Below are 19,258 nucleotides of genomic sequence, written 5' to 3'. Positions count from 1 at the left end.
TGGGCGCGATATGGCGAATAAAATTACCGGACAAAAAGGGGGGAGCTCCAGCTCCCGAACTCCTACCGAACAGCCTGATGATCTGCAATCTGTAGCGAAGGCAAAGATCCTCGTTGCGCTTGGGGAAGGGGAGTTTGCTGGACAGCTCACCGGGAAGGATATCTACTTGGACGGAACGGCGCTGGAGAACGCCGACGGCTCCCAAAACTTCAGCGGCGTTACGTGGGAATTTCGCTCGGGTACGCAGGCCCAGAAGTACATTCAGGGCATTCCCGGTACCGAAAACGAAATCAGCGTGGGAACCGAGGTAACGAGCGCTACAGCGTGGACACGAACCTTCACCAATACACAGCTTTCGGCGGTTCGTTTACGCCTCAAATGGCCTTCGCTTTTCAAACAGGAGGACGATGGCGATCTGGTTGGTTACTCGGTTAATTATGCGATTGACTTGCAGACGGACGGCGGGACATGGCAGACAGTCCTCAATACCAGCGTGACCGGGAAAACGACCTCAGGTTATGAGCGTAGCCACCGTATTGATTTACCTCAGGCAGGCAGCACCTGGACAATCAGACTACGCAAAATTACCGCTGACGCCAACAGTGCGAAGATCGGCGACACGATGACGCTACAGAGCTTCACTGAGGTGATTGATGCGAAATTGCGATACCCGAACACCGCGCTGCTGTACATCGAATTCGACTCCAGCCAGTTTAATGGTTCTATACCTCAGATCTCCTGTGAGCCTCGTGGCCGCGTTATTCGGGTTCCTGATACTTACGACCCAGAAACCCGCTCTTACAGCGGGACATGGACCGGGGCATTTAAGTGGGCATGGACGGATAACCCTGCGTGGATATTTTACGATCTGGTTGTTTCTGACCGGTTCGGCCTCGGTCACCGTTTGACTGCTGCTAACATCGATAAATGGACGCTTTATCAGGTCGCCCAGTATTGCGATCAGATGGTGCCGGACGGTAAGGGTGGCGATGGAACAGAACCACGCTATACCTGCAACGTGTACATCCAGGACCGAAACGACGCTTATACAGTCCTGCGTGATTTTGCGGCCATATTCCGTGGCATGACGTACTGGGGCGGCGATCAGATCGTTGCTCTGGCCGATATGCCCCGTGATGTGGATTACAGCTACACGCTCGCAAATATTGTCGGCAAACCCCGTTATTCAAGCAGCACCACGAAAACGCGCTACACCACAGCGCTGGTTTCATGGTCCGATCCCGGTAACGCCTACGCTGACGCGATGGAACCTGTATTCGAGCAGGCGCTGGTGGCACGGTACGGCTTCAATCAGCTGGAAATGACAGCCATCGGCTGTACCAGACAGTCAGAAGCGAACCGAAAGGGGCGTTGGGGTATTCTCACCAACAACAAGGATCGCGTTGTTTCGTTTGATGTCGGGCTGGACGGAAACATTCCGCAGCCTGGCTATATCATCGCCTTGGCAGACGAGCTTCTTTCCGGAAAGGTTATGGGCGGCCGCATCAGCGCAGTTAATGGTCGCGTTATCAAACTTGACCGTGTAGCTGATGCAGCAGCAGGTGATCGCCTTATCCTCAACCTTCCCTCCGGAGCGTCACAGAGCAGGACAATTCAGGCGGTTAACGGGGAATCGGTCACAGTCACCACCGCATACAGTGAGACGCCGCAGGCCGAAGCTGTCTGGGTGGTTGAGTCAAACGAACTGTACGCACAGCAGTACCGTGTTGTGAGCGTCACTGATAACGATGATGGCACTTTCACCATTACCGGTGCATGGCACGATCCGGATAAATATGCCCGAATCGATACCGGAGCCATCATTGACCAGCGTCCGGTGAGCGTGATCCCACCGGGAAATCAGTCACCGCCAGAAAACATAGTAATCAGTTCGTTTTCGGTGGTGCAGCAGAATATCAGCGTCGAAACCATGCGCGTGAGCTGGGACCAGGCGCAGAATGCTATCGCCTATGAAGCGCAATGGCGCCGCAACGACGGGAACTGGGTTAACGTGTCGCGCAGTTCCACCACGTCATTCGACGTTCCTGGGATTTATGCCGGGCGCTATCTGGTACGTGTACGCGCCATCAATGCCGCAGAAATTTCTTCCGGATGGGGATATTCGGAAGAGAAAACGCTGACGGGGAAAGTGGGCAATCCGCCGAAACCGGTTGGCTTCATCGCTTCCGATAATGTGGTATTCGGTATCGAGCTGAGCTGGGGATTCCCGGCGAACACCGACGACACGCTGAAGACGGAAATTCAGTACAGCCCGACCGGGACGGAAGACGATGCGATGCTGCTGGCAGACGTACCCTATCCGCAGCGCAAGTATCAGCAGATGGGCCTTAAGGCAGGGCAAATTTTCTGGTACCGCGCGCAGCTGGTGGACCGCAGCGGAAACGAATCAGGGTATACAGACTTTGTGCGCGGACAGGCCAGCATTGATGTATCCGATATCACCGATGCCATTCTGGAGGACATGAAAGGCTCCGATACGTTCAAAGACCTGATCGAGAACGCGGTAGACAGCAATGAAAAAATTGCTGGCATGGCTGACGACATCAAACAGGCCAACGACGAACTGGCGCAACAGGCGCAGGAAATCGCCAAAAACGCCCAGGATATCGGGAAAGTTCAGACCAGCGTTACAAACCTGTCGAGCACGGTTGGAGATGTGTCTTCTTCTCTGAGCGAGCTTGAGCAGACAGTGGCGACGGCTGATACCGCGCTGGGCCAACGCATCGATAACATCAGCGTGTCTGTGGACGGCATGGCGGGGGGAGTGAAGAACTCCGCCATCGCGATTATTCAGGGCAATCTGGCGCAGGTGGCCGCGCGCAAAACGCTGTCGGCATCGGTCGCCGGTAACAGCGCGCAGCTGGACCGCATTGATGAGGTGATCGTCAACGAGAAGGAGGCAACGGCGCGTTCGCTGCTGAGCTTGCAGACTGACGTGAACGGCAACAAGGCATCCATCAACAGCCTTAACCAGACGTTCTCGGATTACCAGCAGGCTATGGCCACGCAGGTAAACAGCATCACGGCAACCGTCAATGGGCACACTTCAGCGATCACCACCAACGCGCAGGCCATTGCGAACGTCAACGGAGACCTGAAGGCGATGTACAGCATCAAGGTCGGGATGTCCAGCAATGGTCAGTATTACGCGGCAGGGATGGGGATCGGCGTGGAGAATACGCCGTCCGGCATGCAGTCGCAGGTCATCTTCCTGGCTGACCGCTTCGCCGTAACGCACCAGGCCGGAGCCACGGTGACCCTTCCGTTCGTTATCCAGAACGGTCAGGTAATTATCAGGGATACGGTAATAGGTGATGCCACTATCACGCGAGCAAAACTGGCTGAAACAATCAGCTCGGTTAATTACGTTCAGAACCAGGCTGGCCTGTCCATCAACTTTAGAACGGGGACGATCGAAAGCTACGGTTCGACGGCTGGTGAAGGGGCCATGAAGCAGACAAACGAAACTATCAGCGTTCGGGACTCAAACCGGGTGCTGAGGGTACAGATCGGGAGAATCACGGGCACATGGTAACGGGAGGCCTCTTACGGGGCCTCTTTTTTTCAGGAGGACTGGATGGCGGAATATGGTGTTCAGACATGGGACGCCTCAGGCAAGGTAAGCAACTATGGCGTTAAGCCTGTCAGCGTTTGTGGCTATCTTCAGCTGGCCCAGAACCAGAAAACAGGCTCTTACACCGTAGCGCTTCCACCGGGTTGCAGGCTTACCTGTTTTCAGGTCATGAACGGTGATCAGTTTGGAACGAGTCGGAGGAAGATCACCATTTCAGGGGGAACCGCGACAGTGTCAGCAGTAGGCGATACCGACTACTCAGCAGGGACTGAGCCTGCGGCAGCGGCTTTTCTCATTTTCCAGATCGAGAGGGCATAAATGGCGGAGTATGGCGTTTTACTGACGACCACGAGCGGGGAAGTATGGGTGACCGCGAACAGCTCGCCAATCGCTCTACAGGCGCGAAAGACAGCGGCACTTCAGGGAACAACGGGTTTCAATACCAAAGTGACGCACACTTTCCCCGCAGGTCAGCCCGTTGTCGCGTTCGTTCATTGTACTGTTGAGGTCGAAATCACCCAGACGATAAGCGGGAACACCATCACGATTGATTTTCTCAGACCGAATGCAACCGGCACAGCGTACGTTTATTTTTTCTCTATTTTCCCACAGACAAAGCCAGACTACGGGCTGGCCGTGTGGGATGCTTCAGGGACGCTGATTTTAACAAACGAAACGCGCACGCTGAGCGATGTTGTCACCCTCGGTACCGCCGGGGTGGATGCCAGCTCAGGATACAACATCAATACAACTCTGGCGGGGAAGTGGGCCTGTATGCCTGCCATGCTGGGGCTAATTACCGGGGTTGTATCGGCCGGCGGTCAGCCGCAGCCCTACTCGGCCATATACAAGAGCATGGCAAAGCTTGAGGGAAGCAATACGCGAATATTCGCCAGGCCGCAGACAACCCCCGGCGGCAACCTTCAGAACGTCGCGTATTCGAATCTGAGGAACGTGATTATGGCCATCAACTGCGCCAACTATGATTGATCGTTTTGAACGATCAATTTCGAATAATTGATCTACCAAATCAATTATATCCCATTGATTCATATTGTTATTGTGTAGCTTCATGAATGCCCTGGGATATAACCACTATGAAAAATATGATTCTTTGCCTGGCGGTAGCGGTATTGCTCTCCGGTTGCGCTGGCGTTATTGAGAAGCAGCAACCCGTATGCACCGGAACAGCCCTGGTCGGCGGACAGGAAAGCAGCGTCCAGATCTACGGAGTCCGTAAACAAAACAATCAGACACAGTACCGCGCCGGTTATCCCTTTAACTGGTCATGGGTGAGCGCCAACACGTTCACCAGCACCACCTGCCACTAACCCATTCAGTTTTGAACAAACCCCGCTCCGGCGGGGTTTTTTATTGCCTGGAGAAAATATGCTTTATAACACTGGCACCATCGCCATTAACGGAAACACTGCAACCGGCACCGGCACGAACTGGACGGCACCCGCCAGCCAGATTCGGGTTGGCCAGACGTTGTTTGTTCTTTCTAACCCGGTACAGATGTTTCAGATCACCGCCATCAACAGTGCGACGTCACTGACGGTTACGCCTGCCGCGTCTCCGGCGTTGAGCGGCCAGAAGTACGGCATTCTTGTTACTGATAGTCTCTCGGTCGACGGCCTGGCGCAGAGCATGTCTCAGCTCATCAACGAGTATGACGAGAATATCGGTGCCTGGGAGACGTTCGCCACTACCTCAGCAAACCAGAACATCACCGTTACCATCAACGGCGCTCGTGTAACCATTCCGGCGATCGGCAAACTGGTCCAGAAAGGGAGCAATGGGGCGGTTGGAGTTTCGGACGGCGGGACCGGAGCAACGAATGCCGCTGACGCTCGCACAAACCTCGGTTTGGGAACATCTGCAACAAAGAACACGGGAGAAGGGGATGACGATGTATTGGCGCCAGGTTCATTTGGTGTCGGTTCAAAAAATCTTCCCGTAATTTCAGATATCTGGGATAAAAGCAAGGGAACCCGTTTTTGTAACGTTACTCCCGCAACTTCTGGTGGTCCTGGAATGTATGGTTCTGGTATACGGTTATCAGACCGTAATATTGGGAATGGAAGCACTCCGGCAGCGCAACAATCATTTGCTGCGCTGATTCTTAGCGGGAAAATTATTCAGTTCATGAGTATGGCGGATGGCAATGATTCTGGCTGGATGCAGATTTACCACACCGGAAATACGACCCGTGCATCTGACGGTACGTTAAAAGCCGCTTCTCCGATTGTACAGTTGTTCGGTGATGGTTCGTGTCAGCTTAACGATGAATCTGAAGGATGCACCGTAACCCGTCAGGCTATCGGTGAGTATCTGATTGAAGGATGCATGGGTATGAATTCAGATGCGGCGTGGGGTGGGATTGATGGCGGGTTCGATATCCCTAAAGATCGTAATGGGCAGGCCCTAATCTGGCTTGACTATGAGGTAAATGCCGACGGGTCAGTGCTCGTGAAAACATTCCACCGGGAATACCCGTCAGCACCGATATTTGCGAGGAACTCACGGGAAGGTTTTGTGGATGGCGAACCGGCCGATATTCCGGCCGATCAGTTTGTCAGTGTCCGTGTAGAGATGCCGCAAAACAGTATCTGGAATCAGCGTGCAGCTATGGCTGAAGTTTCTGATTCATCATCTGATTAAAGGCAGAATCATCAGGCATATCCAGGCGAACATCGATCCAGCTGTTCACAGGCACGTCCATCGGTTCCCCTTTTGTTTTGACGATCTCCCCTTCATCGCTCAGCATGTATTTTCGCTTAAACAGGCGGATAATCAGCTCTCCGTCAGCGGTTTGCTCAGCTTCAGCCACACCCAGTTCTCTCATGCCGCCAGGGTCCATTGGCGGCAGTAACTGCCATCCCTCAGACGCAAGGCCTGCCGAACCAGTCAACACATAAATTCCTACATCGAGCCGGAAAATTTTGATCCCTTCAGCTTCGGTATTCGCCGTACCGCAGCCGCACCAGACAAAGCCTGGTTCATCGATATCAGTGCGCTGACATTCCTCCTGACTTTTCACAATACGGGTAACAGGTGATGCAGCCTTAAGCGTTCCGTCGCTGGCTTTCGTGGTGTTCTGCGTTGAATAAATGGTATGCGCAGTAGAAAAGCCAACATTGGATAGCCCTGCGACAGTACCGTTTCCCTGGCGATATTTAAGCCCCTGCGACGTTGACGCCAACTGCCAAGACGTGTAACCGCCACCTGTTGCATCATGCCATCCTCGCAGGGTTAACATACCGGTATAGACATCTTGACTAGATCCGCCACCCCACCCATTACCGCCAGCCTGAATGCCGAAAGACATACCCAGTGGATATTGCGTAATAAGATCATACGAAGCGAGTGGCCGGTAATCGCGATGAACCTGGGCCATAACAGCGGCTCCGTTTATGTACGATGACACCGGGGCAAACTGACTATCAACGTCTCGTGTAGCGCTGTTTCCTAAACTGATCTTTATTCACCCGCATCAGCAGTCATGGCCAGCTCTGCCGCACTGATTTTTTGGTTGTATAAAGAATCGGCAGGCATTTCGACACGAACGGACACAAACTGGTCACGGGGGATGTCGACCGGATCACCATCACCCACGCCTTCCAGTTCATTCCTGGCGAACGCTGGCGCATCAGGGTGAGTTCGGTGGTAGGTTTTCACCAGCACAGAACCATCCGCGCTAACCTCATAATCCAGCCATATAAGCGGTTGCTTATTCCTGTCTGTGGGGATTTCAAATCCTCCGTCGATACCGCCCCAGGCAGCGTCTGAATTGAGTGCTTTACAGCCTTCAATAAGGTATTGTCCGATATCCAGACGAGTGACCGTGACGCCTTCTGATTCGTCGTTAGTTTCATATTTACCATTAGAGAAGACTTTGACGACCGGGGATGCCTGTTTTATAAAGCCATTGCTATCTACAACCGTATTTTTATCATCGTATAATATCCTGCTGTGATTCCATCCAGTTGCTGCTGCACCACCAAAAATACGAACTTTGCCAGATGACTGAAAAGGCATTGAAAAAAGGCTATACGTATCACCTGTACGGGCAAATATTGTCGGTGAATAGTTCCATATATTCCATGGCTCTGGTATCTGTGCATTATTTCGAAGAACCGTAAGCCCATACCCTGTCAATCCAGTAAGAAGATCATCCTGACTTGTTGTGTTGAATATTAATGCTCCATCCGGACGACCAAGCCCAAACATACCTGGCTGCATGACATCATTGCTCGATGTTCCAGTGTTTTTTGTTGCAGATGTTCCCAAATCGACGTTTTATAGATTGCCCTGCGGCAGCCATGCCGATAACTTCACCTGATTTTTTTGCAGAAAATATTGGGTAAAAAATATGCAAATTGGCTACGTAAGGGTATCAACAAATGACCAAAACACAGATCTTCAGCTACAAGCACTCGAACGCGCAGGATGTGAACAGGTTTTTGAGGAAAAAATGAGCGGGACGGTAGCGAACCGGCCAGTGCTTAAAAGGCTTCTTCGAACGCTGAATGAGGGCGATACGCTGGTAGTGTGGAAGCTGGATCGCCTCGGGCGAAGCATGCGAAACCTGGTACTGCTGGTCGACGAACTCCGGCAGCGCGGCATCCACTTCAAAAGCCTTACGGATAGCATCGACACTTCCAGCCCAATGGGGCGTTTCATTTTCCACATTATGTCAGCCTTGGCTGAGATGGAGAGGGAGTTAATCGTGGAACGCACCCGGGCAGGACTGGCGGCAGCCCGGGAGAAAGGGCGCATAGGCGGTAGACGGCCAAAGTTAGCCCCTGAGCAATGGGCGCAGGCTGGCAGGCTGATCGCAAACGGAGTAGACAGAAAGCAAGTAGCGATTATTTACGACGTTGCGGTGTGCACCTTGTATAAGAAATTTCCGGCGCAGTAGGGGCAGAGGAAAAAATATTGAACATTAAATACAATTTTCGTAATAAAGTATTGAAAGAATGTAATAAAGTTGTTGAAATTTTGGTGAGCGGTTGGGTTGAGCATTGGGGGTATTCATGGCAAAAACAGATTCTATTACACCAGAAGAGTTCAGGGCTATTCACGTTGAATTGTCTAAAATCTCATCAACTTGGGCAGACTTATGGTTAACATTGTTTTCTCTCCGTGCTGAAGGCAGCAGGGTGATTACTATTAGATATTCCGATATCGAAGATGACATGCTGCACTTGGCTGGAACTCCAAAATTTGAGCCACGAACAATTAGATTAAATTTATTGCTTTCTAAGTTAATTGCGTGCAGAAAGGATTGCAATTCTTCTGATATTTACGTTTTCCAGAGTAGATCAAATCGAGTTAAAGGATTAGCTAGGCCTGTGACTGTAATAGCAATGAATAATGCCTTAAAACAAGCATCCAAATATGTAACAAGGAAAAACATCACCATGAAAAGTGCTTTAAGGGTAATCGGAAGGAACTAGTTGGACGGGGGTTCATACACAACATACCCACCTGTGTATGGAAGATTAGGACGATGGTCTATGATCACGTCCTTTATCAAGTCATTATTCTCCCTGATGATTGTCGATTTACTACTCGATTGGATATAAGATATGTACTTGCATAAATCTTGGGAGGGATTTCAAGTAAGTGAAATGAGAACCTGATCAGAATAAATCAAACCGAGCATTGAGTAGAGTAAATAATAAAGCAGCGCATGCAAGATTTAAGAGTATAACAAAACGGGCGGAAACATTCACTGAACAAATCTCCTGATCATGTATTAGACAAAGAATGACTGTAATGTAAAACAAACTGAATCGCCACGGATAATCTAGACACTTCCTAGCCGTTGATAATACTGGTTTTCATATTCTGTCGGTGACATCTGATCGCTGGAACCATGCCGACGCTTACTGTTATAAAACATTTCGATGTAATCAAAAATATCGCTGCGGGCTTCTTCCCGCGTTCCGTAGCTCTTTTTCTTTATCCGTTCGCGTTTCAACAACTGGAAAAAGCTTTCTGCAACCGCATTATCATGGCAGTTACCGCGACGGCTCATGCTGCCCTCCAGGCCGTGTGATTTCAGGAACGACTGCCACTCATGGCTTGTGTACTGACTGCCCTGATCCGAATGAACCAGCACCTGTTTTTGGGGATTACGGCGCCATACAGCCATCAGCAGTGCGTTCAGGACAATGTCCTTTGTCATCCGGGATTGCATGGACCAGCCGATAATTTTGCGTGAGAACAGATCAACAACCACGGCAAGATACAGCCAGCCTTCGTGGGTCCTGATGTAGGTTATGTCCGTTACCCAACGCTTATCCGGTGAGTCCGGATTGAACTGTCGCTGGAGCCTGTTGGGCGACACGATACTGGCCTCGCCTTTACGTGCCCGCGGGCTCCGGTATCCGACCTGAGCCTTTATCCCGACACGTTTCATCAGTCGCCAGACTCTGTTCACTCCGCACTGTTGCCCGCTGTCCCGCAGATCCAGATGGATTTTGCGATAACCATAGACGCATCCCGATTCCAGCCAGAACTGTTTAATCTGTCCTGTCAGTCTCAGGTCTGCCTGATGGCGTTGTGAATGCGGCTGCTGAAGCCAGGCGTAAAAACCACTGGGATGAACATCCAGCACCCGACAGAGCAGGCGAACAGGCCAGCAACAGGTGTTGTCACGGATAAAGGCGTACCTCAGTCGGACAGCTTTGCGAAGTACGCCGCGGCTTTTTTTAATATGTCCCGTTCGTCGGTAACCCGCTTCAGCTCTTTCTGGAGACGGCGGATCTCGGCCTGAGCATCTGACTGTTCTTTATTAGCGGAAGAATCCGGACCGTACTTCTTTATCCAGGCGTAAAGGCTGTGGGTGGTGATATCGAGACGTGTTGCAACGCTGGCAACAGAATAACCGCGATCAACAACCTGTTTGACTGCTTCAGTTTTAAACTCTTCGGGATAACGCTTACCGCTCATGGGCACCTCTCTTTAAGCCATCTTAAATGACTCTGAGGTGTCTGTTAAACCCGTGGCGATTCAGAGATAGTTTATTTACTATGCTCAACATATTGAATTGTTTAGCTTTATCATGGTGGTTTAGGGGGCGTTAAAACGAACTTATCACATTGTATTAAAAGTAAACAACTATCTTTCGTTTGATGCCTGAAAGCAGATGGGGATGGTTTTTCACTTTTTCTTCTAAAGGTCCAGAGTACGTTGCCGATAGTGAACATAGCGGCGCAGGAGCCAAATGGTGGAAGCCGTAAACTTAATTTAAGTTCAGTCAAATAGGAATTACTATCATGGCACAAGTCATCAATACCAACAGCCTCTCGCTGATCACCCAGAACAACATCAACAAAAACCAGTCTTCAATGTCTACTGCCATTGAGCGTCTGTCTTCCGGTCTGCGTATCAACAGCGCAAAAGATGACGCTGCTGGCCAGGCGATTGCTAACCGTTTCACCTCTAACATCAAAGGTCTGACTCAGGCTGCCCGTAACGCCAACGACGGTATCTCCGTTGCACAGACTACTGAAGGCGCACTGTCTGAAATCAACAACAACTTACAGCGTATCCGTGAGCTGACTGTTCAGTCTTCTACTGGCACCAACTCCAAGTCTGACCTGGACTCCATCCAGGACGAAATCAAATCCCGTCTGGACGAAATTGACCGCGTATCCGGTCAGACCCAGTTCAACGGCGTGAACGTGCTGGCAAAAGACGGCTCCATGAAAATTCAGGTTGGCGCGAACGATGGCCAGACCATCACTATCGACCTGAAAAAAATTGACTCGTCTACTCTGAACCTGACTGGCTTTAACGTTAATGGTGAAGGTTCAGTAGCTAATAAGGCAGCAACTAAAGCTGATTTGACAGCTGCTCAGCTCACTACAACAGCTGCTGGCGGTCCTATCGCTGCTCCTGCTGCAGATGCTAATGGCGTAACTAAGTATACAGTAAGCGCGGGATTGAACGAATCTACCGTAGCTGACGTGTTTGCTGGCTTAGGTGATACTGCCGTAGTTAATGCTAATATTACCAGTGGTTTCGACGCTGTTACTGGTAATAACTATACGTATCATAAAGATACTAATGATTTTACATTCAATGCTACTATTGCAGCTGGTGACGCAACAACTCCAAGTAATAGCGCCAAGTTACAATCTATCCTGACTCCTAAAGCAGGTGATACCGCTAATCTGAACGTTAAGATTGGTGCAACATCTGTAGATGTTGTTCTGTCAAGCGATGGTAAAATCACTGCGAAAGATGGTTCCAAGCTTTTCATTGGTATTGATGGCAACCTGACTCAGAACAGTGCTGGTGCTGGTATTAAGCCTGCAACTCTTGATGCTCTTACTCAAAACACAACTACTCCTGCGGCGGCAGTTCCAGTCACCATTACGACCGAAGATAAGACTGAAATCAAATTAGCGGGTGCAACTGTTGCTGGTCAGAGTGGTGCAATTGTAGTTACTGGTGCCCGAATCAGCGCTGAAGCTATGCAGTCTGCTACCAAAACGACTGGTTTCACAACTGGCACAACGACAGTAGCAGCTAATACTGGCAAAGTTACAATTGGTGGTAATCAAGCTTACACTCAGACTGACGGTACGTTAGCTGCCAAGAATGAAACTGAGATTTTCCTGCAGAAAGACGGCTCCATTACTAACAATTCCGGTAAGGCTGTATATGTACAGGAAGATGGGAAATTCACCACAGATGCAGCAACTAAAGCAGCAACCACTGCTGACCCACTGAAAGCGCTGGACGATGCAATCAGCTCTATCGACAAATTCCGTTCTTCCCTGGGTGCTGTACAGAACCGTCTGCATTCTGCAGTAACCAACCTGAACAACACCACCACCAACCTGTCTGAAGCGCAGTCCCGTATTCAGGACGCCGACTATGCGACCGAAGTGTCAAATATGTCTAAAGCGCAGATCATCCAGCAGGCCGGTAACTCCGTGTTGGCTAAAGCTAACCAGGTTCCTCAGCAGGTTCTGTCTCTGCTGCAAGGCTAATTCAGCACTACTAAACCGTAAAGCCCTGCACATGCAGGGCTTTTTTATCGAATGAATATAGCTGAACATAGCCGTCATATTCACTCGATAAAAAAGCCGATCATCATTTAAAATTGGCTTTCTCAAATTGAGCGTGTATAGGTTCTATTGTGATTAAGAAACAGGCATTTAAATTTTTGCTTGAGCCGAATAAAACTCATATGAATGACTTTTTGGTTTTCGCAGGTTCCTGTCGATTTGTATACAATAAAGGACTTGCTCTTATTAATGAGAATTATGATTCGGGTAAGAAATTCTTGAATTACAATCAACTAGCATCAGAACTAGTTAATTGGAAAAACGAAGAGTGCCTTGCATGGCTAAAAATGGCTCCATCACAGTGCTTGCAACAATCATTAAGAGATCTGGATAGAGCTTTTAAAAACTTCTTTTCGGGAAAGTCACAATATCCTCGATTCAAAAAGAAAGGCCGTAATGATTCTTTTAGAGTGCCATGCCAAAGAGTCAGACTGGACCAAGAAAAGCATTTAGTATCATTGCCCAAACTAGGGTGGGTTAAGTATCGTAAAAGCCGAGAGATAACAGGAGTATTAAAGAATGTTACTATTTCAAGAAAGCTTGATAAATGGTATATAAGCTTTAATACAGAAGAAGTTGTTCCTGAACCCCTTCATCCATCATTTAGCAAAACCAAAATTTTGCTAAATAATGAATGGCTTATGCAACTCACAGCGTGTGAGAGTCTGGTCGAGCAATTTGCCAACATGGAAGGTAATAAAAAGCTAAGGAACCTGAATAATATACTAGGCAGAAAAGTAAAATACAGCAGTAACTGGCTAAAAACTAAAAAGAAAATTGACGGCGTAAAAGCAAGGTCAAGCAGGCGGAGACTGGATGCCTTACATAAAATAACTACGGCAATATGCAAAAAACACGCTATTGTAGAGTTGGTTAATTTAACGGATTCTTTACCTGATAAAAATAATGGTTCTGTAAGCATGACTTATGAATTTGTTAGACAGTTAATGTATAAGCAAGAATGGTTGGGTGGTAAGGTAATTCGGTTGGGCGATTAGCGTAGTTTATTAATGATTAAATAAGAGTTATATACAGCTGTTTATATGGCCTTAGATAAATTGCTGGCGGCAGGGCATGTCGTGTCAGTTTGTGGAGGGGGGTTATTTCAACTTCCGATGAAGCAAAAATCTCGGTTATTGATACTGAGAATGTCAACGTCTGGTCAATACTTTGGCACACCAGTTTGTGCACCTTTAGTAAATTAGTCATCGAACGCTGCTTAAATATGACTGTGATTATATACAGCGCTTGCTGTGAAAAAAACAGTCTCGAGGCGAGTAGGGTGCAAAATGGTGAAGGATTTTTGTTACCCTTAGTTACAAATAGAAAAACCCCAGCGCATGAAATCTGGGGTTCTTTTAAAGTGCACGTGCATTTCACGTGCATATTTTTGTCTTTTCTCGGTCTGCCTGCTGTCTGGTCAGTGTCCGTAAGTGGCTGTTTTTATTTCCACTGTCCGGTTGCAGTGCTATCAAAAGTGGTGGAGCTGGCGGGAGTTGAACCCGCGTCCGAAATTTCTACATCCTCGGTACTACATGCTTAGTTTGTCTTTACATTCGCACGCCAGCTGCGGACAAACACGCCACTAACGAACTAGCCTGATTAGTTTTAACGCTTCAACCCCAGGCAGGGCTTCCACGCGATCTCTTTTGGGTTTGACCTCTCTTTGATCCCCGTCTTAAGAGCGGAAGCTAGGGAGAGAGGGCTCTTAGCAGGTTATTAAGCTGCTAAAGCGTAGTTTTCGTCGTTTGCGACTATTTTTTTGCGGCTTTTAACGAGGCAAACCGCCCCTCGGCATGCACCTTGGGTTTCGCAAATCCCGTCGAATCCAGAATCAGCCCCAATAGTGTTGAACTCAGTATACCAGATTTCACTTCCTCGATACCAGCCCGAAACGCTAACTTATTGAATAGTACAATAAGCGCGCAGAATCAACGTCCTGCGTTTTTCATGATACGTGCTTTATCGAGCTGCCACTCGCGTGCTTTCAGGTCAGTACGCTTGTCGTGCTGTTTCTTACCTTTCGCCACGCCGATTTTCACTTTGCACCAGGCGTTTTTCCAGTACAAAGAGAGCGCAACTACGGTGAAGCCTTCGCGGTTGATGCGTCCGTAGAGGGATTCCAGCTCGCGCTTGTTAAGCAGCAGCTTACGGGTGCGGGTAGGATCGCAAACGTAATGTGAAGAGGCGACGGTCAGCGGCGTAAAGTTCGCGCCGAACAGGAAGGCCTCACCGTCTTTCAGGATCACGTAGCTGTCGCCGATGTTGGCTTTCCCGGCACGCAGCGATTTTACTTCCCAGCCCTGCAACGCAAGGCCGGCCTCGAATTCTTCTTCGATGAAATACTCGTGGCGAGCACGCTTGTTGAGCGCAATGGTCGCCGAACCAGGTTTATGTGCTTTTTTCTTCGTCATAAGTGTCGTAAAGCCGTCGGTAATCTGATTTTAAAAAGTCACCTCATTGCGTCCTGTGAGGTCTAACGCGCTATCTTAGCACGAGATAAGGCTTAGCGTTTTTTTAACAGGTGATAAATGTTATTATTTGTCTGTTGTGTGACCATGGAAAATGCTATGCCTCAGATTAGCCGTACTGCGCTTGTTCCCTACAGCGCGGAACAAATGTATCAGTTAGTGAACGACGTTCAGTCCTATCCGGAATTTATTCCAGGATGCACCGGTAGTCGGGTGCTGGAATCCGGCCCGACGCAGATGACTGCGGCCGTGGATGTCTCCAAAGCGGGGATCAGCAAAACGTTCACCACGCGCAATATCCTGACGAGCAATCAGAGTATTTTGATGCATCTGGTGGATGGTCCGTTTAAAAAACTGATGGGAGGGTGGAAGTTTACGCCACTGAGCGCTGACGCCTGCCGCATTGAGTTTCATCTGGATTTTGAATTTACCAATAAGCTGATCGAACTGGCGTTTGGCCGAATCTTTAAAGAGCTGGCCTCGAATATGGTTCAGGCGTTCACCACGCGCGCCAAAGAGGTTTACAGTGTCGCATAAGATTGCTGTTGAGGTGGTGTATGCGCTGCCGGAGAAGCAGTATTTGCAGCGCGTGACGCTTGAAGAGGGCGCCACCGTTGAGGCGGCTATCCGGGCCTCCGGCATCCTTGAACTTCGCCGTGATATTGACCTGGCGAAGAATAAAGTCGGCATTTATAGCCGTCCGGTTAAGCTCGGTGATGTGCTGAAAGAGGGCGACAGGGTTGAAATCTATCGTCCGCTGATTGCCGACCCGAAAGAGTTGCGCCGTCAGCGAGCAGAGAAATCCGGTAAGTAGCCAAATAAACATACACAAAAAAGGTGCTCATTGAGCACCTTTTTGCGTTGCTGGCACCTGATTATTTGGTCAGGGCAGGCTTGTTGTCGATGTTGGTCAGCACACCGGCACTGCTGAAGGTCAGCGTCAGGGTTTGCTGGGTCACATCTTCATGACCAGGCTGCTGGCGGAATACATAGAACCAGGTGTTTGTGCCGAACGGATCGGACATCATCGGGGTTCCCAGGGCATAAGCGACCTGCTGTTGTGTCATACCTACGCGGATTTTGGACACATCGTTAGGAGTAAGGTAGTTCCCCTGGTTGATGTCAGGACGGTAAACCACTTTCTCCAGAGTGGAACAGCCTGCGGTCAACATCAGAAGAACCGCTGCGGCAGCGGTCAGCGTTTTACAGCGCATAGTGATTTGATTCCTTTTCGGGCCCGAGCAGTACGCGGCTCATATGTAATATGCCGATGATAATAGACCTTGCCCCACTTTGAAACCGGTCTGGCGGCGTTTTTGTTGTTCTGTATGACCCTGAGATCCCGAAAAAGTTTATGCCGCCAGCAGTTCTTTCGCATTCGCGAGCGTATTACGGGTGACTTCACTGCCCCCCAGCAGGCGTGCCAGCTCCTGCAAGCGTGAGCGTTTATCCAGCGGCTTCATGTGCGTTTCCGTCATTTCGCCATCGGTTTCCTTGCTAACGATAAAGTGGTGATGACCACAGCCGGCGACCTGCGGCAGGTGAGTCACACACATAACCTGCGTCGATTCACCCAACTGACGCAGCAGTTTGCCGACAACGGCCGCGGTCGGGCCGCTGATACCCACATCCACTTCATCGAAAATCAACGCCGGGGTTTCCATTTTACGGGCGGTAATCACCTGAATGGCCAGGGCGATACGCGACAGTTCACCGCCAGAAGCCACTTTCGAAATCGCCTGTAAAGGCTGGCCCGGGTTGGTGGTGACGCGGAATTCTACGCGGTCTGCGCCTTCCGCCGTCAGGTGATGCTCTTCAAAGCGAACATCAATAGTGAACACCCCATGCGGCATCGCCAGCGTATGCATGCTGTCGGTAATATGCTGGCTAAGCTCCAGAGCATAGTGCTGTCGCACGTCGTGCAGCCGTTTCGCTGTTTCCAGCGCCTGCTGATGATGCAGATTAACCGCCAGAGACAAGGTTTCGAGGGAATCGGCCTGATCGTCCAGCTGCTGCTGTTCCTCCAGCAGAGACTGATAGTAATTCGGCAGCTCTTCCGGGGTAACGTGATGCTTACGCGCCAGTGAAATCTGACGGGAGATGCGTTGCTCCAGCTCGAACAGACGGTTCGGGTCGAGATCCAGACGTTCACAGTAGTGGCGCAGCTCATCCCCGGCTTCTGAAATCTGAATTGCGGCCTCTTCCAGCATTTCCAGTACGCCAGAAAGCTTATTGTCCATGCCGGTCAGTTCGGTCACAAGCTGACGCACGGTATATAGTTGGCTCTGCAAATTCACGTCTTCGCCATCCGCCAGCATGTTCAGGGCATTCTGACTGATGGAAAGCAGCTGACCGCTGTTGGCCAGACGCTTGTACTCCTCGTCGATTTGCTCAAATTCACCCGCCTGAGGGTTAAATTCGTTCAGCTCTTTCAACTGATATTCCAGCAGCTCGGCGCGCGCGGTACGCTCCTGGCTTTGCTGTTGATGCTGCGCAAGTTCGCGGCAGCTTTGATGCCACTGACGATAGTGCTCCGCCATGAGTTGAGTAAGCGCGTACTCACCCGCGTAGCCATCGAGCAGGGCTTTCTGCTGTTCGGGTTTGATTAGCTGCTGGTGCGCGTGCTGACCATGGATCTGGATGAGCAGCTGGCCCAGCTCGCGAAGCTGGGAAAGGGGAACCGCTGTACCATTGATAAAACCGCGGGAGCGGCCGTCACTGCTGATAACGCGACGAAGTAAACACTCACGTCCATCTTCCAGCTGGTTCGCTTCCAGCCAGCGCAGGGCGGCAGGCGTGTCTTTTAACGAGAAGCGGGCGCAGAGATCGGCACGGGCCGCACCTGTGCGCACCATATCACCCTCTGCACGACCCCCGAGGCACAAGCCGAGGGCATCAATGGCAATGGATTTACCTGCACCGGTTTCACCGGTAATCGCCGTCATTCCGCTATGGAAGTCGATCTCAAGCTCACGAACAATGGCAAAGTTGCTGATGGTCAGTTGTGCCAGCATAATTGTTTTCCTGTATGAAAAACCATAACTGTGTTTGTATACAGTATAAACTGGTTTTATATACAGTAAAGCGCTGGATGTAAAATCAGAACAATTTTTTTGACCAGCCGAGTTTTGAGCTTAATGTATTGAAATAACTGTAATCTTTTGGATGGATAAGGTTCAGGTGATAATCGCAGCGGCGAATGAGGACATCTTCTCCTTCCTGAATGGGAAGCGCAATCTGGCTGTCGCAGCTGATCTCCAGGTCGCTGCGGCGATGTGAAAAACGCAGGCGGATGGTGCTGTCGCCGTTGATCACCAGCGGACGCGCCGAGAGCGTATGCGGGAACATCGGCACCAGGGTGATCGCATCCAGCGAGGGCGTCAGGATTGGGCCTCCGGCTGAAAGCGAATAGGCAGTTGACCCCGTCGGGGTTGAAATAATCAGCCCGTCAGAGCGCTGCGAGAAAGCGAAGATTTCGTCGATATAGACTTCGAACTCGATCATGTGCGCCACTTTACCAGGGTGGAGAACCACCTCGTTAATAGCGGTGCTGATGCGCTTCTGGCAATCCTGCTGGCAGACCTGGGCTTCAAGTAAAAACCGTTTTTCACTGATATAGTGACCTTCCAGCACGTCCGCCAGCTGCTGTTGCGCATTGTCCGGGTCGAGGTCGGTCAGGAAACCAAGATTGCCACGGTTAATACCAATAACCTTAATATCATAGCGAGCCAGCGTTCGCGCCGCGCCCAGCATATTGCCGTCGCCGCCGACCACCACGGCGAGATCCGCCTGCTGGCCAATTTCCGCCAGCGTGCCGGTTCTGACGCTTTTAAGCTGCAACTCCTGGGCGATCTGCTGCTCGACCATCACTTCATAGCCTTTACCACACAGCCAGCGATACAACATTTCATGTGTCGTCAATGCGGTAGGGTGACGCGGATGGCCGACGATCCCAATACACCTGAAATGATTATTCATTTTCTGGAGGTCCTTGTGCCTGATGAATGATGACAATCTGCCTTGTTCCCTTGAATCCAGGAAACTGATCCCCATAATAAGCGAAGTTAGCGAGATGAATGCAGAAAAACGCGGAGAAATTC

18 protein-coding genes and 1 other RNA gene are annotated in these 19,258 nt (G+C 50.2%); 11 read left to right on the top strand and 8 right to left on the bottom strand.

Features of this window, described 5'->3' with window-relative positions; all coding sequences use genetic code 11:
• The first annotated feature begins 10 nt into the window (after window positions 1–10).
• From ACOT1A_RS04690 to ACOT1A_RS04670, 5 genes are all read left to right on the top strand, one after another.
• Complete coding sequence (locus ACOT1A_RS04690; RefSeq protein ID WP_276169963.1) at window positions 11–3,556, top strand: host specificity protein J; 3,546 nt, start codon at window positions 11–13, stop codon at window positions 3,554–3,556.
• A 42-nt stretch (window positions 3,557–3,598) separates the two neighbouring features.
• Window positions 3,599–3,913 carry a hypothetical protein gene (locus tag ACOT1A_RS04685; protein ID WP_276169964.1) on the top strand — a complete coding sequence of 105 codons (315 nt, stop codon included), beginning with the start codon at window positions 3,599–3,601 and terminating at the stop codon, window positions 3,911–3,913.
• Between the two features lie 48 nt (window positions 3,914–3,961).
• Window positions 3,962–4,585: a hypothetical protein gene (locus tag ACOT1A_RS04680; RefSeq protein ID WP_229685517.1), complete on the top strand. Its 624-nt coding sequence runs from the start codon at window positions 3,962–3,964 to the stop codon at window positions 4,583–4,585.
• Between the two features lie 107 nt (window positions 4,586–4,692).
• Complete coding sequence (gene cor / locus ACOT1A_RS04675; protein WP_017382566.1) at window positions 4,693–4,926, top strand: phage exclusion lipoprotein Cor; 234 nt, start codon at window positions 4,693–4,695, stop codon at window positions 4,924–4,926.
• A 58-nt stretch (window positions 4,927–4,984) separates the two neighbouring features.
• Entirely contained in the window at window positions 4,985–6,259 is a 1,275-nt protein-coding gene (locus ACOT1A_RS04670) for a phage tail protein (protein ID WP_368958413.1), read from the top strand.
• On the opposite strand, the gene ACOT1A_RS04665 is transcribed toward ACOT1A_RS04670, so the two are convergent.
• Both ACOT1A_RS04665 and ACOT1A_RS04660 read right to left on the bottom strand, forming a co-directional pair.
• The gene (locus tag ACOT1A_RS04665) at window positions 6,225–6,995 is read right to left on the bottom strand and encodes a hypothetical protein (RefSeq protein ID WP_276169966.1); all 771 of its coding nucleotides are present in this window, start codon (window positions 6,993–6,995) and stop codon (window positions 6,225–6,227) included. The genes ACOT1A_RS04670 and ACOT1A_RS04665 overlap by 35 nt on opposite strands.
• An 83-nt stretch (window positions 6,996–7,078) precedes the next feature.
• Window positions 7,079–7,840 carry a hypothetical protein gene (locus tag ACOT1A_RS04660; RefSeq protein ID WP_368958412.1) on the bottom strand — a complete coding sequence of 254 codons (762 nt, stop codon included), beginning with the start codon at window positions 7,838–7,840 and terminating at the stop codon, window positions 7,079–7,081.
• A gap of 130 nt (window positions 7,841–7,970) precedes the next feature.
• Between ACOT1A_RS04660 and ACOT1A_RS04655 the strand changes: the two genes are divergently transcribed.
• Complete coding sequence (locus tag ACOT1A_RS04655) at window positions 7,971–8,519, top strand: recombinase family protein (RefSeq protein WP_276169968.1); 549 nt, start codon at window positions 7,971–7,973, stop codon at window positions 8,517–8,519.
• Between the two features lie 115 nt (window positions 8,520–8,634).
• The gene (locus ACOT1A_RS04650) at window positions 8,635–9,057 is read left to right on the top strand and encodes a hypothetical protein (protein WP_032671399.1); all 423 of its coding nucleotides are present in this window, start codon (window positions 8,635–8,637) and stop codon (window positions 9,055–9,057) included.
• A 353-nt stretch (window positions 9,058–9,410) separates the two neighbouring features.
• Here ACOT1A_RS04650 and ACOT1A_RS04645 read toward each other — a convergent pair.
• A protein-coding gene (locus ACOT1A_RS04645) for an IS3 family transposase (protein WP_276169969.1) occupies window positions 9,411–10,558 on the bottom strand; the annotation gives its coding sequence in 2 pieces (ribosomal slippage) (window positions 9,411–10,321 and window positions 10,321–10,558; 1,149 coding nt in all).
• Window positions 10,559–10,884: 326 nt separating this feature from the next.
• Here ACOT1A_RS04645 and ACOT1A_RS04640 point away from each other — a divergent pair.
• Window positions 10,885–12,609 (top strand): FliC/FljB family flagellin, encoded by a 1,725-nt coding sequence (locus ACOT1A_RS04640; protein ID WP_276169970.1) that lies wholly within the window; start codon window positions 10,885–10,887, stop codon window positions 12,607–12,609.
• Between the two features lie 149 nt (window positions 12,610–12,758).
• Window positions 12,759–13,685: an RNA-guided endonuclease InsQ/TnpB family protein gene (locus tag ACOT1A_RS04635; protein ID WP_023306741.1), complete on the top strand. Its 927-nt coding sequence runs from the start codon at window positions 12,759–12,761 to the stop codon at window positions 13,683–13,685.
• Between the two features lie 480 nt (window positions 13,686–14,165).
• Here the strand turns inward: ACOT1A_RS04635 and ssrA are convergent.
• Both ssrA and smpB read right to left on the bottom strand, forming a co-directional pair.
• Window positions 14,166–14,529, bottom strand: a transfer-messenger RNA (tmRNA) gene (gene ssrA, locus ACOT1A_RS04630).
• A gap of 89 nt (window positions 14,530–14,618) precedes the next feature.
• Entirely contained in the window at window positions 14,619–15,101 is a 483-nt protein-coding gene (smpB, locus tag ACOT1A_RS04625) for an SsrA-binding protein SmpB (protein WP_003863115.1), read from the bottom strand.
• Window positions 15,102–15,257: 156 nt separating this feature from the next.
• On the opposite strand from smpB, the gene ACOT1A_RS04620 reads away from it, so the two are divergent.
• Entirely contained in the window at window positions 15,258–15,695 is a 438-nt protein-coding gene (locus ACOT1A_RS04620; RefSeq protein WP_196344390.1) for a type II toxin-antitoxin system RatA family toxin, read from the top strand.
• Entirely contained in the window at window positions 15,685–15,972 is a 288-nt protein-coding gene (locus tag ACOT1A_RS04615; RefSeq protein WP_003863119.1) for an RnfH family protein, read from the top strand. Before ACOT1A_RS04620 ends, ACOT1A_RS04615 begins: the two co-directional genes overlap by 11 nt.
• 61 nt (window positions 15,973–16,033) lie before the next feature.
• On the opposite strand, the gene bamE is transcribed toward ACOT1A_RS04615, so the two are convergent.
• The 3 genes from bamE to nadK form a co-directional block, all read right to left on the bottom strand.
• Window positions 16,034–16,372: an outer membrane protein assembly factor BamE gene (gene bamE / locus ACOT1A_RS04610; RefSeq protein ID WP_003863121.1), complete on the bottom strand. Its 339-nt coding sequence runs from the start codon at window positions 16,370–16,372 to the stop codon at window positions 16,034–16,036.
• A 138-nt stretch (window positions 16,373–16,510) separates the two neighbouring features.
• A complete protein-coding gene (recN, locus tag ACOT1A_RS04605) occupies window positions 16,511–18,172 on the bottom strand; it encodes a DNA repair protein RecN (protein ID WP_022649071.1) in 1,662 nt (553 codons plus the stop codon).
• Window positions 18,173–18,257: 85 nt separating this feature from the next.
• On the bottom strand, window positions 18,258–19,136 hold the full coding sequence (gene nadK / locus ACOT1A_RS04600; protein ID WP_022649070.1) for an NAD(+) kinase: 879 nt from the start codon (window positions 19,134–19,136) through the stop codon (window positions 18,258–18,260).
• Window positions 19,137–19,258 lie beyond the last annotated feature (122 nt).

This window comes from Enterobacter cloacae complex sp. SYL003 (genome assembly GCF_049236925.1).
In the GTDB taxonomy this organism is placed as follows: Bacteria; Pseudomonadota; Gammaproteobacteria; order Enterobacterales; family Enterobacteriaceae; genus Enterobacter; species Enterobacter intestinihominis.
This window is presented reverse-complemented; position numbering and strand designations above follow the sequence as displayed.